Source organism: Sphingosinicella terrae, from assembly GCF_003347635.1.
Classification (GTDB): Bacteria; Pseudomonadota; Alphaproteobacteria; order Sphingomonadales; family Sphingomonadaceae; genus Allosphingosinicella; species Allosphingosinicella terrae.
This window is the reverse complement of sequence record NZ_QDFY01000005.1, coordinates 69773-85632: the sequence shown is the minus strand read 5'-3', so window position 1 is coordinate 85632 and position 15860 is coordinate 69773. Positions and strand designations below refer to the sequence as shown.

Below are 15860 nucleotides of genomic sequence, written 5' to 3'. Positions count from 1 at the left end.
CACGGCGTCTCCGCGCTATTCCTCCTACGCCACGACCCCCGGTCCGTCATCCCGGTAGGCGCGCTCCCCGGCTTTCGCTTCAGCTGTGGAGCGCCCGCTCGAACGCCGCGGCGGCCTCGGCGCCGGCGATTTCGGTGAGCAGGCCCATGAAGATTTGGGTGGTATGGACCGGCTCGCGCGCCATCCGGGTCATCAGCCGGTCCATCGCCGGGCGGCCGATGCGCTGCTCGAGCTCGACGAGGAGCAAAGGTCCCTTCTGGTAGAGCTGGACGCGATTGGGGCGGCCATGGCCCATGACCGGCCCGGCGTCGGCCGCGGCGGTGCGCTTCTCGGCGATCATCCGCTCCGCCTCGTCCGGCCCCAAGGCGGCCTCGACATAGCGGATGGCGGCATATTCGGCGGCGGATTCGACCAGCCAGAAATCGTCGGTGATCGGGCTCGCCAGCTTCCACCAGGCATGGGCGATCTCGTGGGCGGCGTGGCGCGCGGCGCCGCTCTCGGGATAATCGGGGGCGCTGCGGCCGCCCTCCGAGAACACCGTGTAGCCGGTGCGGGCATAGGCCATCGACCGCTCGCGCCAGACCACCGCCATCCGCACCACCTGGTCCATCGGGCCATATTGGGCCTGGAAGTAGCGCGCCGCGCCTTCGGAATGGCGGATGTAGAAGCTGGACAGGCGGGTGGCGAGGTCGCGCGCGAAGAACTCGACCCCGGGCGCCTCGGCGCGCTGCAGGCCGCGCATCGCCACCATCGGCACGTCGATGTCGATATAGTCGCGGCGGATGCGCACGCCGGTCGGGGTCCGGGTCACTTCGCCCTGGGCGACGACGACGAGGTCGGGATCGAGCCCGTCCATCTCGGCATCGAGGGTGAAGCGGGTCTGGATGTCGGCGCCGACCGGGAACCACATATGGTCGATGAACAGCTCGAACCCCTCAGGCCGGAGCGGGCGGACGCCGGCATCGTCCGCGGGATTGATCGGTCCGGCATAGAGCAGGCGGATCGTCATCGGCCCCGAGGCGCCGGGCGCGGCGGCGAAGCGATAGCGCACCAGCCCCTCGACCGGACTCTCCACCGGCTCCGCCGAAGCGAGGCGGGTGCCCGGGGAGACCTGGACACCGCCGAGCACGAACCGCCGCGAGAGGAGGAACTCCTTCTCGCGCGTTCCCGGCGGCAAGGTGATGGTGACGTCGGCCTCGAGCCGGCCGCTCTCGTCGAAGGCGGCGCGGAGGGCGTAATGCGGGGGCGCCGGTGCCGGCTCTGCCGAAGCGGTCAGCAGCAGGGCGGCGAGCCAAACGAGCAGCAGCCTCACCGGCGATGGATCCGGCCGTCCCGCATGACGAAGGCGACCCGCTCGAGGGCCGCGACGTCGGCGAGCGGATCGCCGTCGACGGCGATGATGTCGGCCGCCTTGCCCGCGGCGATCGATCCGATCGTATCGGCCAGCCCGAGATGCTCGGCGGCGTTGACGGTGGCGGTGCGGATCGCCTCGAGCGGGGTCAGGCCGGCGCGGACGAGCAGGCCGAACTCGCGCGCATTCTCGCCGTGGCGGCTGACGCTGGCGTCGGTGCCGAAGGCGATGCGGACGCCACCCTGATGGGCGCGGCGGGTCGACTCGATCATCCGCGGGCCGACCCGCAACGCCTTGTCGCGGATCGCCGGGGAGAGGAAGCTGTTCGGGTCGTTCCCCCAGCGGGTCACCGTCTCGCCGGCGAGAAGGGTCGGCACCAGCCAGGCGCCGCGCTCGCGCATCAGCCGCACCGATTCCGCGTCGAGATTGGTGCCGTGCTCGATCGAATCGCCGCCGGCGCGCAGGAAGGCGTTGATCGCCGCCGCGTCATGGGCGTGGGCGGTGACCCGCCGGCCGAGCGCGTGGGCGGTCTCGACGATCGCCGCCATCTCGTCGTCGGTGAATTGCTGGCCCAGGCCCGAGGCGATGTCGGACAGCACCGATCCGGTGGCGGTGATCTTGATATGGTCGGCGCCGCGATGGATGGTCTCGCGGGTCACCCGCCGGCAATCGTCCGCACCCGAGCACAGGCTCGGCCGCCTCAGGACGTGGCCGACGTCGGGGCGGTAGCCGGCGGGGTCGCCGGGGCCGCCATGCGGGCTCAGCGCGTTGCCGGCGGCGAGGATGCGCGGACCCGGCACTCTCCCCCGGGCGATGCCGTCGCGCAGCGCGAAGATGGCGTCATTCTCCTCGCCCATGTCGGCGACGGTGGTGAAGCCCGCCTCCAGCGTGACGCGGGCATAATGCACGCCGTCCATGGCGAGGTCGGCGGCGGTCTGCACCGTCCGGCGGACGCGGTCGTCAGGACCGTTCTCGTGGCAGATATGGACGTGCGAATCGATCAGCCCCGGCAGGACGAAGCGGTCGCGAAGGTCGATCACCTCGCCTTCGCCCTCGCCGACATAGCCCTCGCGGATGTCGACGATGCGCCCGGCGCGGACGACGATCGTGTGGGCGCTCAGCACCCGGCCCGTCGCCGGATCGGCGAGCAGCCGCCCGGCCTGGATGAAGGTGGTGGCGGGTTCCTGGGCGTGAGCGGGGGCGAGAGCGAAGAAGGCAAGGAGCAGGGCGAAGAAGGCACGCACCCAATCCTCCCCCTTGGGGGGAGGGGGACCAGGCGAAGCCTGGTGGAGGGGTGTCAGCGTCTCCGCTGGTTCTGCGCGCGCCGCATATGGCACCGGCGCTGACACCCCTCCACCGCCCTGCGGGCGGTCCCCCTCCCCTCGAAGGGGAGGATCTCGTCGTTGCGCCATCATGCCCCCTGTCCCACGATCCATCCCTCTACCTGCTCCTCGAGCAGCGGCAGTGGCAGCGGGCCGTTGCCGAGGACGAGGTCGTGGAAGGCGCGAAGGTCGAACCGGTCGCCCAGCCGGGCTCGCGCCTGCTCGCGTAGCGCGAGGATCTTCTGCATGCCGACATAATAAGAGCAGGCCTGGCCCGGCAGCACGATGTAGCGGTCGATCTCGCGCTGATTGTCGTAATGGCTGCTCGGCATGTTCCGATCGAGATATTCGGTCGCCTGCGCCCGCGTCCAGCGCAGGGCGTGGATGCCGGTGTCGACCACCAGGCGGCAGGCGCGCATCAGCTGGAGCGAGAGGCGCCCGAAATCGGCATAGGGGTCGGCATAGAGCCCCATCTCCTTGGGCAGCCGCTCCGAATAGAGCCCCCAGCCCTCGCTGAACGCGGCGATGCTGGCGAAGCGGCGGAAGCGGGGGATGCCCTGCAGCTCGTGGGCGATCACCGTCTCGACATGATGGCCGGGGATCGCCTCGTGATAGAGGGTGGCGGCGAGCTGGTAGCGCGGCTGGGCGCCCATGTCGGCGAGGTTGATGTAGAAGATGCCGGGCCGCGAGCCGTCCTGCGGCGGGTTGGTATAGGAGGCCTTGGCGGCCGAGCGCTCGCGCCACGCCTCGACGGCGCGGACCTCGACCGGCTTGGTCGGCAGCCGGCCGAACAGCTCGCCTTGCCGACCACGGATCTCGTCGAGCAGCGCCTCGGCCTCGGCGAGATAGGCGGCGCGCCCTTCCGCCGTATCGGGATGGTAGAAGCGCGGGTCGGTGCGCATGAAGTCGAAGAAGTCCTGGAGCGAGCCGGTGCGACCGGCGCGCGTCATGATCGCGCGCATCTCCTCGTGGATCGCCGCCACCTCGCGCAGGCCGAGCACGTGCACGTCGTCGGGCGCGAGCGGCAGCGTCGTATAGGCCTCCAGCCGGGCGCGGTAGAAGTCGGCGCCGTCGGGCAGCTTCCAGACGCCGTCCACCTCGTCGGCGCGCCCCTCGGCGGCGCGCAGATAGGCGACCAGGCTGCGATAGCCGCTGGCGAAGCCGCCCCGGAGCGCCGCCTCCGCCCGGGCGACCAGCGCCGGGCGGTCAGCCTCCGGAACCTGTGACCCGGCGAGCTTGGTCTTGAAGTCGGCGAGCAGAGGGCTGTCCGTCGCGCCCGGCTCGAACGGAGCGCCGCGCAGCAGATTCTCGGCCGGGCCGATGACGAGGGGATAGACGAAGCGCGGCGGCCGCACGCCGGCCGCCTCCTCGCGCCGCAGCGAGTCGATCACCTGCTCCATCAGCGGCGCCACCCGCTCGAGGCGGAGGATATAGGCCTCGGCGTCGGCCGCGGTCGCGATCGGATGGAAATTGAGCAGGGTGGTCGGCACGCGCGTGTGCATGCCGCCCATCTGGGTCAGGCCGTAGCCATGGTCGCGCCAGCGCCAGGAGCGGATCGACTCCTCGGCGTCGCGCTCGAACATGCGGTAGCTGAGCCGCGCCTGCGGGGACAGGCGCTCGACATCGAAACGGCGAAGCTCGGCGAGATCCTGCCGGCGAAGCTGGTGGTTCTCGAGCGCGCGCGCCTCGCCGAGATCGTCCCATTTGTCCTGGTCGCGCTTGATCCCCTGGCGCGACTGGGCGATCGGGCTGCGCGACAGCCCGCGCTGGAAGATCGCCTCGAAGAAGGCATCGAGCCGGGCATCCTCGCTGCCCTGCGCAGCGAACAAGGGCGGGACGACGAGCTGCAGCCCCAGCGCCGCCGAAAGCGCGCCGAATTCGCGCCGGCTGATCATGCCTCTCCTCCCTCGCCGATCCAGCGCTCGACATTGGCATCGAGCATCGGCAGCGGCAGCGGTCCGCTGCCGAGCACGACGTCGTGGAACCGGCGCAGGTCGAAGCGCGGGCCGAGCCGGGCCTGGACGCGGGCGCGCAGCTCGACCAGCTTCAACTTGCCCATCTCGTAGGCACAGGCCTGGCCGGGCGTGACGATGTAGCGCTGGATCGCCGTGACGTTGTCGGCGTGATTGCTCGGCGTGTTCTCGTCGAGCCAGGCGATCGCCTGCTCGCGCGACCAGCGCAGCGCATGGACGCCGGTATCGACCACCAGCCGGCCGGCGCGCATCAGTTCCATCGAGAGGCGGCCGAATTCCTGCCAGGCATCGGCATAGAGGTCCATCTCGAGCGGAAGCTGCTCGGCATAGAGCGCCCAGCCCTCGCTGAACGCGGTATAGCCGCCATATTGGCGGAACTTGGGAAGGCCGGTGAGCTCGCGCGACACTGCCCGCTCGAGATGATGGCCGGGGACGCCCTCGTGATAGGCGAGGGCCGAAAGCTCGTAGACCGGGAGGTTGCGCATCTCGCGCTGATTGACCAGCAGCCGGCCCGGGCGGCTGCCGTCCGCCGATGGCGCGAAATAGCCCGCCGTCGCCGCCGACACCTCCATCCACAGCGGCACGCGCTCGACGACGACGTTCGCGCGCGGGCGCCGGGTCATGATCTCGTCGAGACGAGCCGAGACTTCGTCGATCCGCGCCCGCATCTCGCCGAGGAACCGCGCCCGTCCCTCGTCGCTGTTCGGGTAATAGAGACGGTCGCTGGTGCGGGCGTGGACGAACAATTGCTGCAGCGACCCGGAGAAATCGAGCCGCGGCATCAAGGCGCGCATCTCGCCGTGGATCCGCGCCACCTCCTCGTGGCCGATCCGGTGTACCTCGGCCGGCGAGGTCGGAAGCGTCGTCTCCATCGCCAGGGCGGCGGCGTAATAGGCTTCGCCCTCCGGCAGTTGCCAGACGCCGTCATTGCGGTCGACGATCCGCTCGCTCTCGCGCAGATGCTCGATGAGGTGACGGAAGCCCGGGCCGAAGCCCTCGGTCAGCCCCGCTTCGGCGTCGCGCACCAGCCGCGCCCGCGCCGCCTCGTCGATGTCGAGCGCGCCGACCTTGGCCTTGAAGTCGGCGAGGATCGGGCTGTCGCTCCCGCTCGCGTCGAAGGGGGCGCCGCGAAGGAGATTCTCGATATTGGCGATGACCAGCGGATAGGAGAAATCGGGCGGGCGGGTGCCGTGCCGCGCCTGCAGTTCGAGATGGGCGACGATCTCGCCAAGATAGGGGCGCACGCGGTGGAGGCGGGCCACATAGGCCTCGGCATCGGCGCTATCCGCGATCGGGTGATCGCTGATCAGGGTCGAAGGAACCGAGCGCTGCGGGCCGCGCATCTGGCAGACCGGATAGCGGTTCAACCGCCAGCGATGGGCGGTGAGCGACTGCTCGTTCTCGTACCGGAACAGGTCGTAGCTGAGCTGCGCGTCGGACGAGAGCGCGGAGCGGTCGAAGCGGTCGAGGGCGGCGAGATCCCGGCGGACCAGCTCGGCCTCCTCGGCGGCGTGGGCCTCGCCGACCTGGGGCCAGCGGTCGCGGCCGCTGCGCAGGCCGAGGTTGGACTGGAGGCCGGGGCTGCGCGCCAGGTTGCGCTGCCAGACCTCCTCGAAGAAGGCGGCGAGCCGGGCATCCTGGCTCCCCGGCTGCATCGCCCAGGCGGGAGCGGCGCCGGCGAGCAGGCCGGCGACGATCATCTCGCGCCGGCTGAAGGCGAGGCCGCTCATTCCGCCCGGGCGGTCTCGGCGCCGCCCCGCAGGTGCCGGTCGAGGAATTGGAGGATGGTGCGGTAGGCGGTGATCTGGTTGGCCTTCTTCCGGAAGCCGTGGCCCTCATCCGGGAAGACGACATAGTCGACCGGCACGTCATTGGCGCGCACGCGGGCGACGATGTCCTCGGACTCGACCGGCAGCACGCGCGGGTCGTTCTGCCCCTGAAGGACGAGCAGCGGCCGGCGGATGCGCTCGGCGTGGAAGACCGGCGAGATGCTGCGCAGATAGTCGGCGTCGCGTTCCGGATCGCCGACCTCGGTGAACAGCAGGCGACGCAGGTCCTCCCACCAGCTCGGCGTGTTCTGGAGAAGGCGCAGCCAATTCGAGACGCCGTAAATGTCGACGCCGACGGCGAACTCTTCGGGCCGGAAGGTCAGCCCGGCGAGCGCCATGTAGCCGCCATAGCTCTGGCCCTGGATGGCGACCCGGTCGACATCGACATGCCCGGTCTCGCCGAGCCACCTCTTGGCGGCGACGACGTCGTCGAGATCGGCGCTGCCGTGGCGGCGATCGTCCATGTGGTAGAAGCTGCGGCCCGACCCGCTGCTGCCGCGATTGTTGATCTCGAAGACGACATAGCCGTGGTTGACGAGATACTGGACGAGCGGGCGGTAGCCGATCCGGCTCTCGTCGCCCGGTCCGCCATGGACGTGGATCACCGCCGGCCGGCGCTCGCCGGGGTGGGCGCCGTGCGGGAGATAGAGCACGCCCGGCACCTCGACTCCGTCATAGGATCGGAAGCGCACCACCTCGCCATTGACGAGATCGGCCGGATCGACCTCCGGCGCCTGGGCGCGCAGCAGCAGTCGGCGCTCGCCGGTGCCGAGATCCTGGACATAGACGTCGCCGGGCGTGTTGCCGCTCGACACCGAGACGGCGGCGAGCGGCGCGCCGTTGGCGAGGAGCAGGCCGACGCTGGCCTGCGGCGCCGGATTCTCGAACGGCACCGGGCGGAGCGTCGCCGCGTCGAACAGATAGGGCCGGCCGCGCGCATCCTCGTTCACCGAGACGACGAGGTAGCGATTGTCGCTCGACAGAGTGGCGCCGCTCACGTCCCACCGCTCGGGCCGGAAGACCGTCGTGCGCTCGCCGGTCGCCAGGTCCTGGCGGACGAGGAAGGTGAACTCGCCGCCATCGTCGGTGGTGTAGAAGAGCACCGAACCGGTGGCGGCGAAGGCCTGGGGCTCGCAGGCGACCGGGCCGGCTGCGGTGAGCTGGCGAAGCTGCCGGTCCTGACGGTCATAGACGTAGCAAGGCTTGGTGGCGTTGTCGTGGATCCGGCTCAAGGCGACGTAGCGCCGGTCCGGGCTGACCGCGCGGATCTGGTAGGCGCGGTCGTTCTCGAACAGTTTGGTCCGCTCGTAGCCGTCCGCCGAGATCTCGTAGAGGTCGAAGAAGCGCGGATCGCGATCGTTCATCTGGACGAAGAAGGAGCGGCCGTCATGCGCCCAGTCGACGAAGCGGGCGACGTGGCGCTCGCCGGGAGTGACGTCGCGGACGCTGCCGTCCAGCTCGCGCACATAGAGATGGGCGAGCTCGTTGCCGCCCTGGTCGCTCGAATAGAGGATCCGCTCGTCGCGCGGAAAATAGCCGATCGCGCTCACCGTCTCGACCGTCGACTCAGTCAGCCGCTGGAGCGGGCCGCCGTCGACCGGGACGACGTAGATGTTGGCGATGCCGGTGCGGTTGCTCGTGGTCAGCAGCTTGGAATTGTCCGGCGAGAAAGAGAGGCGGCCGAACGAGTCGGCCGCCATCAGTTGCTCGATCGTATAGGTCCGGACCGCGCTGTCGGCCGCCACCGCCGGCATGGGCGCGAGCAGCAGCGCGAAGACGAGCGCCAGCAGCCGAAGCGTCACGGCCCTGCCCCGCTCGGACACGCTCAGAATCGCACCGAAGCGGTCGCGGTAAAGGTACGGCCGATCGGATCGTAGACGTTGAATGGACGGGTCACGGTGGCGGCGAAGGGAAGGTCGGCATCGAACAGGTTGCGGACGCTCACCTGCATCCGGACATTGTCGTTGACCGCGAAGCCGACGGTGCCGTTGACGATCGTATAGTCGCCATATTCGTTGATCGGCGTGTCCTCGATCGTGGCGTCGAGATCGCCGACCGTGTCGGAATTCCAGATCACCTGGAGGTCGATGTCCACCGGATCGAAGTTGAACCCGACCCGGCCGTTGAGCCGCCATTCCGGCGTCCCCACCGTTCCCGCCGCCTCCAGGATGGGCGCAGCGCCCGACGCCTGGCTGCGGAACCGGTCGATATAGAAGGCCTTGAGGCCCAGCCGGATGAAGGCGGGTCTATCCGAGGCGATATTGGGGATGGGAATGCGATAGTCGATCTCGCCGATGATCCCGGCGAAGTCGAGCGTGGCGCTGTTGAAATAGGTCTCCTGATAGCCGTCGGCGATGTCGCCGGCGATGCGGTTGCGGCCGGTAGCGGCCGACTGCTCTGCCGCCTCGGCGGCGGTGAGGCGGCGGAAAGCGTCGCAGGCCGCCTCGTCGGGAAAGGTGGGGCTGTCGTAGCAGGCGGTCTGGGCGCTGCCGAGCGTGAAGCGGGAAATCGCGCCGTCGAGCTTGATCTCGCTATAGTCGATCGTGATCCGCAGCCGGGGAATGCTGGGCGGCTGCCAGACCAGTCCGACGGACCAGGAATCGGCGGTCTCGTTATCGAGATCGGGATTGCCGCCGATGATGCCGAATGGCGAGGCCCCGTTCGTCGTCGGGGTGAAAGCATTGGGGTCGGGACCTCCGACCGCCGCCAGAGCGGCTGTACAATTGGCGAGACGGACGGCCGGGTTCGGCCCGGCATTGACCCGGGTCGAGGCGCAGACGTCGTCGGCGCGGCGGGCCACAGGTGTCGTATTGAGGAAGAGCTCGACGATCGAGGGCGAGCGGATCGCGTGAGTGAAGACGCCGCGAAGCGTCAAGCCTTCGAGGATGCCGCCGAAGCGGGGCTCCAGGCGGCCGCCGGCCGACCAGGTGATGTCTCCGCCGGTGGTCGAATGCGACACGTAGCGCGCTGCGCCTTCGAACTCGAGGCGGCGGATGACCGGCCAGCCGGTCGCGTCGCTGACCAGCGGCACCACCGTCTCGGCATAGACCTCGTCGGTGTTGAACCGGCCCTCGGCCGCGTCGGGAAAGGCGACCGCCCCGCCGAGCAGGGTCAGGCCGCCATTGATGATGTCATTGCCTTCGAACGAGCCGGTCTCGGTGCGATGGCCGTAGCCGATGCTGAAGGCGATGGGCTCGGCAATGCCGAAGGGAAGCCGCCCCCCGAGATTGGCGGTGATCTCCTCGAGTGCGTTGCGGCTGATGCCGACGCCCTGATCGATAACATAAGCCGCCGCCTCGGGCGAGAAGGCCTGATAGCCGAACGGGTTCAACGGAACGCAGGCGCCGCCGCTTCGGCAGACGATGTTGCCGCTGCCGTCGCGAACCACGTCGATCGCCTGCAGGAAACGGGTCTGGTTGATCTGGTTCAGTTCGGACCGATTGCGGCTGTGGCCGTAATTGTAGGCGATATCCCAGTTGAGCGTCTGACCCCAGGCGTCGAACTCGCCGCGGCCACCGACGACGATGCGCCAGACGTCGAGCTCCGTCTTGGCAGGATCGCTGTCGGCGATGTCGTTGAGGTTGCGGTTGAGCCGGAACGTCTGGTCGCCGGTGATACCGTTGAGCGCGAGGATCGCTCTGGTCTCTTCCGGCAGGAACGGATTGTCGGCGCGAAAGGCGAGCGACGGCCCGCCGACGCCTGGCGCCGCGAACTGGAACAGGTCGCTGAGCTTGGTGCCGCTGGTATGGGCGTAGGAGCCCTCGAAGAAGAGGTTCAGCCACGGCGTCGCGTCGAAATTGCCGAGCGCGTTGAGCAGGTAGCGCTCGTTGGGCGAGAGCAGCAGGGCGTGATCGGCGGGGTTGAGGCCGTCGCCGCCGTTGCGAAACAGGCCGCCGCTGTCACCGACGAAGCGCGCGCCGCGGACGAACGGCACCAGGCGGCCATCGGGAGCGAATTGCAGCGGGGTGCCTCCGGCGGTGACCGGCACGCCGTTCGCGGTGATGTAGGTGTCGTCAGACGGCAGCGCACCGGACCGGAAGGGCAGGCCGCCTTCGGTCAAGAGCGCGATCCGCTGATCGATGACGGTGAGCGCCGGAATGCCGTCGTTGCGGTCGGTATTGCCGGACGAGACCAGCGAGAGGAATTCGGGGAAGCGGCCCGACAGCCGCATGCCTTCCTGCCGGACATATTCGGCAGCGAGGACGATATTGCCGCGGCCTTCCATGAAGTTGCGGCCGAACAGCCCGCGCACGGTCTGGCTGGCGGCGTCGCCCTCTTCGCTGATCGAGGCGAGACCGGTCAGCTCGAGCCCCTCATAATCGTCCTTGAGGATGAAGTTGACGGTGCCCGAAATCGCGTCCGAGCCGTAGACCGGGGCGCCGCCGATCGCGACCGTCTCGATCCTCTCGACGAGGCCGACGGGGATCAGGTTCACGTCGACCTGGGAGCCGGGCGAGACCGGACCGCCGCTGCCGGAGACCGTGTTGGACGAGACGAACCGCCGGCCGTTGACCAGGGTCAGCGTCCGCTGCGAGCCGAGGCCGAAGAAGTTGGCGAAGCTCTGGGCGACGCCAAGCTGGCCCTGGGAGGTGCCGAGCTGGCTGTTCGCGGGCGGGGCGAAACCGGGCGTGTCGGCCAGCGCCTGGATGACATTGGTATAGCCGCGCCGTTCGATCTCGGCCTCGTCGACGACGGTCGCGGCCTGGATGGTGTCGACGCCGACGCGCTCGATGCGCGAGCCGGTGACGAAGATGTCCTCTCGCGCCTCCGCGGGCGCCGCCGAGCCTGCCTGCGCGGCGGTTGCCGCGGCCGCCGCCCGGGTCACCACCAGCGCGCCGCCGCTACCGGTCGTCACCTCTAACCCGGTGCCGGCGAGCATCTGCCGAAGCGCTTCGAGCGGCGTATAGCTTCCGGCCACCGGCCGCGTCCGGATTCCGGCGAGGTCGCTGCTCGGCGCAATGATCTGCACCCCCGACTGGATCGCGACGGCCTGGACCTGCTGGGCCGCATCGCCGGGTTGCAGGTCGTAGCGCTGCCGGCCCTGGGCCAGCGCCGGACTGGCCGCGAGGAGGGCAAAGCCGACACCTGCCAGCAAGGCTCCGCGCAACGTCGAATTCGTCGATCCCGCCCCTGTCATCGAACCACCCTCCCGTGGATGCGGACTCATCGTCCTTCAGCGGGAACGAGCGACGGCAAGGGGGAATCCACCATAGCTCGGGAAACTTAATGAAGGCGTGGCTGCGGAGCATCAGGTCCGCAGCAGGTCTCAGGGGCAAACCGTCCAATAATATTCTTTGGTATCAGATGCTTAGCCAACGGCGACGCCATGCGCGGGCGACCGTTTCAGTGCGACGGGGAATTCGACCGCCGCATCAGGTGGAGCCCGTCCTCGCGAACGACCACCTGGCCGTTGAAGGCCTGGGCGGCGCCGCGGGCGAAGGCTTCGCCATCGCCGATCCGGAACACGCCGACGAACTCGGCCCGCGCCAGGGTCGGATCGTCGATCGTCACCGCGACGTCGGAATAGCGGTTCACCTCCGCGGCGGCGCGGCCGAGCGACTGGCCGTCGAACACCAGCAGGCCGCGCTGCCAGGCGAGGCGGCGGCCGACCTCGCTCGCCTCGAGGGTCGCGCGGCGCGCGCCGGTCGAAGCCATGACGAACTGCTCGTTGGCTCGGATCAGGCGGCGCTCGCCGCCCGCCTCATCGACGGCGACGACCCCCTCCTCGACCGTGACCTCGACCTCGCCGTGCCGGCGCTCGACGGCGAAGCGCGTGCCGATCGCGGTGACGGTGACGCCTTGCGCGGTGACCACGAAGGGGCGGGCGCTGTCATGAGCGACGTCGAACAGAGCCTCGCCGTCGCGGACGACGATCCGCCTCTGATCCTCGCCATAGCGCACCTGCACGGTGGCGCCGCCGTTCAGGAACAGCCTCGACCCGTCCTCGAGCGCGATCTCGCGTACTTCGGCACGCTCGGTGGCGACGCGGCCGGGGAGCCGATCATAAGCCAGTCCGCCGCCGATCAGCGCGACGGCGAGCGAAGCCGCCATCGCGTAGCGGCTCCACCGCCGCGGCGCCTCGTCGGCGACGGGCTCCGGCCGGGGCGCCGCGTCGAGCGCGGCGACGCGGTCGACGTCGAGCCAGAGCGCCTGGGCGCGGACGAAGGCCCCGAGATGGCGATGGCTCTGGGCGAGCCACGCATCGAGCTGGCGCTGCTCCTCGCCGGTCAGCTCCCGCTCGGCCGAACGGACGGCCCAGGCCGCGGCCTGACCCTCAACCTCGTCCCCGTTTCCAGAACCGATCCGTACCAACCTTCAAAACCTCCGACCCTTGCTCCGCCGACTTCATCTTCTGCGAGATGAGGCGCAGGGCCTTCGCTAGATGCTTCTCGACCGTGCTTTCGGCAACACCCATGCGCGCCGAGATCTCGCGCTGCGATAGCTCCTCGAACTTCTTCAGCTTGAATGCCTGGCGACATTTCGGTGGAAGTTCTTCGATCAGCCTGTGCAACCGCGCGATTTCTTCCTGTCCACTCAGCCGGCGATGGGCGTTTACCTCATCGTCGACGATGTTCAAGACTTCCAAATCCGCCATCAGCTCGATCGAGACGATCCGCGAGCGGCGCAGATGCTCGCCGATAATGTGGCGAGCGGTGACGAACAGATAGGCGCGCGCATTGAGGATCTTGTCGATGTCGGCGGTCCACAGGCGGGCATAGGCCTCCTGCACCACCTCATCGAGATCGCAGGATTCCAGCCCGCGCAGCCGCACCGACAGCCAGCGCCGGACGTCCGGCTCGTGAGGAATGACTTCGCGGGCGAACCAGCGAAGGCGGCTGCCATGATCCATGTCGCATGGCATCATTGATCGGCCTTCTGGTCAAGGCGCTTGCGCCCCTGTGCCTTCATTGGCTGATGCTCCGGGTGACGCGGCCATTCTCGTCGAGGAAGTCGATGCTGGGGGTGCCGTCGCTCGCCACCCGCATCACCAGCCGCGGCCGGCCCTGCGGATCGGCGAGGCGGACGAGGGCATCGCCGCTTGTCTTGCCGGCGAAGACCCGTTCGGCGCCGCCGCCGCCATTGGCCTCGGCGAAGGTCCGCATCTCGGCGCGGATGCGGTTGCGCTCGTCGTCGGTCTGCGCCCGCGCCGCCCGGTCGCTCATCTCCATCAGCGGCTCGATGGAATAATCCGGGCGATCCCACACGCGAAGCCCGGCCGACCGCCGGCCGCCGCTCTCGGCATATTCGAGGCCGACCGTCTGGTCCTGCTTGTACTGATCGAACATGATGCTCGCGCTGGCGGAGCGGTTGGCCGCATTGCTTCGATAGGTGAGGCCGCCGACCTCGTCGCCGTCGTCATTGTAGAACCACATGCCGCCGCCGCTGCGACTGTGGTGGCGATATTCCCGGCCATTCATGAACAGGCCCGGAAAGCGGGCGCTGTTGGCGAGGACGAGACGATAGCGCCCGTTCGGTTCGACGATGTTGAGCCTCTGGACATTGATCTCGTCGAACGTCGTCGGCCCGGGCTGCGGATCGGCGGAGGCGAAGGTCAGCGGCAGCATCGTCCCTCCTCCGAAGGCCAATGCCGCCGCTGCCCACGCTTTCCACCCCATGCCGCCCTCCTTGCTCAATAATTCCAATCCGACACATCCTCGCCCGGTGGGGCGGTGCGGCGGACATGCTCAGCCATCTCGCGAACCACGCCCGCCCAATCGGTGTGATGCCAGTTATGGCCCTTTTTCGGCCGGCCATATTCGAAGCGCATCGGATATTCGGCGCCGCCGACCTCGCGCACCATCGATTCGAACTGATAGACAGCGAGGTTCAGGTAGAAATCGTCCATCTCGCCGGCGAACAGGTTGATCCGGCCGCGAAGCTGCGGGCCGAGCCGATCCCAGTGGCGCCGGACATGGGCGCTGAGGTCGTAGCCGTTGTCGCGCATGTAATGGGCGACCTCGCGGTCGATGACACCCGTGCGCGGATCGAACAGCGGGACCGGATAGCCGTCGGCACCGACCGGGCCGTGCGTCGCCTGCCAGATGCCGAGCTGGTAGAAGGAGCGTCCGCGCGAGCCGAGCACCGCCTCGAGGCGGGCGAGCTGACGGACGTCGAACACCGGCTGGCCTTCGCGCGACCGGCGGAACGGGCGCTCGCGGACGTTCCAGTCGTTCACCCGCAAGGTGAACATGTTCTCGTCCTCGTAGATGTTGGCGAGCTGGTAGCGGGTGAAGTCGATGGGGTCGGGATTGAACACCCAGGCGCCGCCGATCAGCTCCGGATAATGGACCTGCATCGCCAGGGCCTCCCAGCCGCCGGTCGAGGCGCCCTCGACGATCCGACCATAAGGCTGCTGGATGAGCCGGAAGGTGCGCTCGAGATGGGGCATCAGCTCGCGCGTGATCGCATCGCCATAGGGGCCGTTGTTCGCCGAGTTGAGAGAATAGGATTCGACGAAATAGGGGCTCGGGATCTCGAAGGTGATCGCGACCATGCGCGGGAAGCCGTCGGCCATCCATTCCTGCGCGAACTCGTAGCCGGTGCGGACGTTGGCGTCCTGCGCCGCCGCCTGGGCGCGGGGCGTGTTGGTCGCCGGATCGGTGGTGAAGCCGAACGGCGCATCGCCATGGCCGAAGACGTAGACGGCCGGATAGCGGGCGCCCGGATTCTCGGCGAATCCCCGCGGCAGCAGCACGCTCGCGCCGATGTACATGTCCCGGCCCCAGAAGCGGGACAGGATGTCGCTGCGGATGCGGACATGCTTGATCCAGTCCGTCTCGACCCGCTCGGGCGTGGCCGGGACGCGCTCGGTCAGTGCCAGCGCGATCCGTTGCGAGCCGGCCGGATCGATCGTCACCGCCACCGGACGGCTGTAGAGATTTCCCTCCATCATCGTCGAGAAGACCCGGCGATTGGAGATCGGCACCCAGATGCGGTGACCATCGGCGCGGCTCACCTGGGTGTAGCGGATCAGCAGCGCCTGGACCTGGTAGTCGCCCGGCGGAAGCTCGGAAAGGTTGGCGGCAAAGCTGTCGGCGGCTCCGCCGACGACCGCGGTCCCGCCCGGACGGAGGCCTTCGACGTCCACACCGAAGGCAGGCGGCCCGGTGATGCCGATCTGGAGCCGCGGCTCCGGGTCATGGGCGCGGGCCGCGACCACGATGAGCCGGCCGGTGACCGGCCCCTCTTCCGTCGACGGCAGGGTGACGGCGAAACTTGGCTGGGCGGCCGCCGGAATCGCGGCGCCGAGGCCCAGGAGCAGCGACAGAAGGACGACCAAAGTCCGATACATGCCCACGCCCATGCCCATGCCCATGCCCCGCTCCCTTGCCTGCCGTTGACGATGAACGGGAAAGACCGATCCGCCACTCTTGCCAAAGATTCT

At 69.0% G+C, this 15860-nt stretch carries 10 protein-coding genes; all 10 read right to left on the bottom strand.

The genetic code is table 11. From position 1 onward, the window contains the following. Nucleotides 1-79: 79 nt before the first annotated feature. On the bottom strand, nucleotides 80-1312 hold the full coding sequence (locus DDE10_RS12370; protein ID WP_114953092.1) for a hypothetical protein: 1233 nt from the start codon (nucleotides 1310-1312) through the stop codon (nucleotides 80-82). Continuing rightward, nucleotides 1309-2595: a metal-dependent hydrolase family protein gene (locus tag DDE10_RS12365; RefSeq protein WP_284734628.1), complete on the bottom strand. Its 1287-nt coding sequence runs from the start codon at nucleotides 2593-2595 to the stop codon at nucleotides 1309-1311. Before DDE10_RS12365 ends, DDE10_RS12370 begins: the two co-directional genes overlap by 4 nt. Before the next feature lie 167 nt (nucleotides 2596-2762). Further along, nucleotides 2763-4568 carry a DUF885 domain-containing protein gene (locus DDE10_RS12360; protein WP_114953091.1) on the bottom strand — a complete coding sequence of 602 codons (1806 nt, stop codon included), beginning with the start codon at nucleotides 4566-4568 and terminating at the stop codon, nucleotides 2763-2765. Then, nucleotides 4565-6376: a DUF885 domain-containing protein gene (locus DDE10_RS12355; protein WP_114953090.1), complete on the bottom strand. Its 1812-nt coding sequence runs from the start codon at nucleotides 6374-6376 to the stop codon at nucleotides 4565-4567. The genes DDE10_RS12360 and DDE10_RS12355 overlap by 4 nt, the downstream gene beginning before the upstream one ends. Then, nucleotides 6373-8277, bottom strand: a complete 1905-nt coding sequence (locus tag DDE10_RS12350) for a S9 family peptidase (protein ID WP_114953089.1) — start codon at nucleotides 8275-8277, stop codon at nucleotides 6373-6375. The genes DDE10_RS12355 and DDE10_RS12350 overlap by 4 nt, the downstream gene beginning before the upstream one ends. A 23-nt stretch (nucleotides 8278-8300) precedes the next feature. Continuing rightward, nucleotides 8301-11582 carry a TonB-dependent receptor gene (locus DDE10_RS12345; RefSeq protein WP_162806586.1) on the bottom strand — a complete coding sequence of 1094 codons (3282 nt, stop codon included), beginning with the start codon at nucleotides 11580-11582 and terminating at the stop codon, nucleotides 8301-8303. Nucleotides 11583-11818: 236 nt separating this feature from the next. Beyond that, nucleotides 11819-12787: a FecR family protein gene (locus DDE10_RS12340; protein WP_114953087.1), complete on the bottom strand. Its 969-nt coding sequence runs from the start codon at nucleotides 12785-12787 to the stop codon at nucleotides 11819-11821. After that, entirely contained in the window at nucleotides 12750-13325 is a 576-nt protein-coding gene (locus tag DDE10_RS12335) for an RNA polymerase sigma factor (RefSeq protein WP_162806585.1), read from the bottom strand. The genes DDE10_RS12340 and DDE10_RS12335 overlap by 38 nt, the downstream gene beginning before the upstream one ends. Nucleotides 13326-13380: 55 nt before the next feature. Beyond that, on the bottom strand, nucleotides 13381-14091 hold the full coding sequence (locus DDE10_RS12330; RefSeq protein WP_162806584.1) for a hypothetical protein: 711 nt from the start codon (nucleotides 14089-14091) through the stop codon (nucleotides 13381-13383). Nucleotides 14092-14105: 14 nt separating this feature from the next. Then, nucleotides 14106-15791, bottom strand: coding sequence for an alpha/beta hydrolase-fold protein (locus tag DDE10_RS12325; RefSeq protein ID WP_114953084.1), 1686 nt, complete (start codon nucleotides 15789-15791; stop codon nucleotides 14106-14108). Nucleotides 15792-15860: the final 69 nt, after the last annotated feature.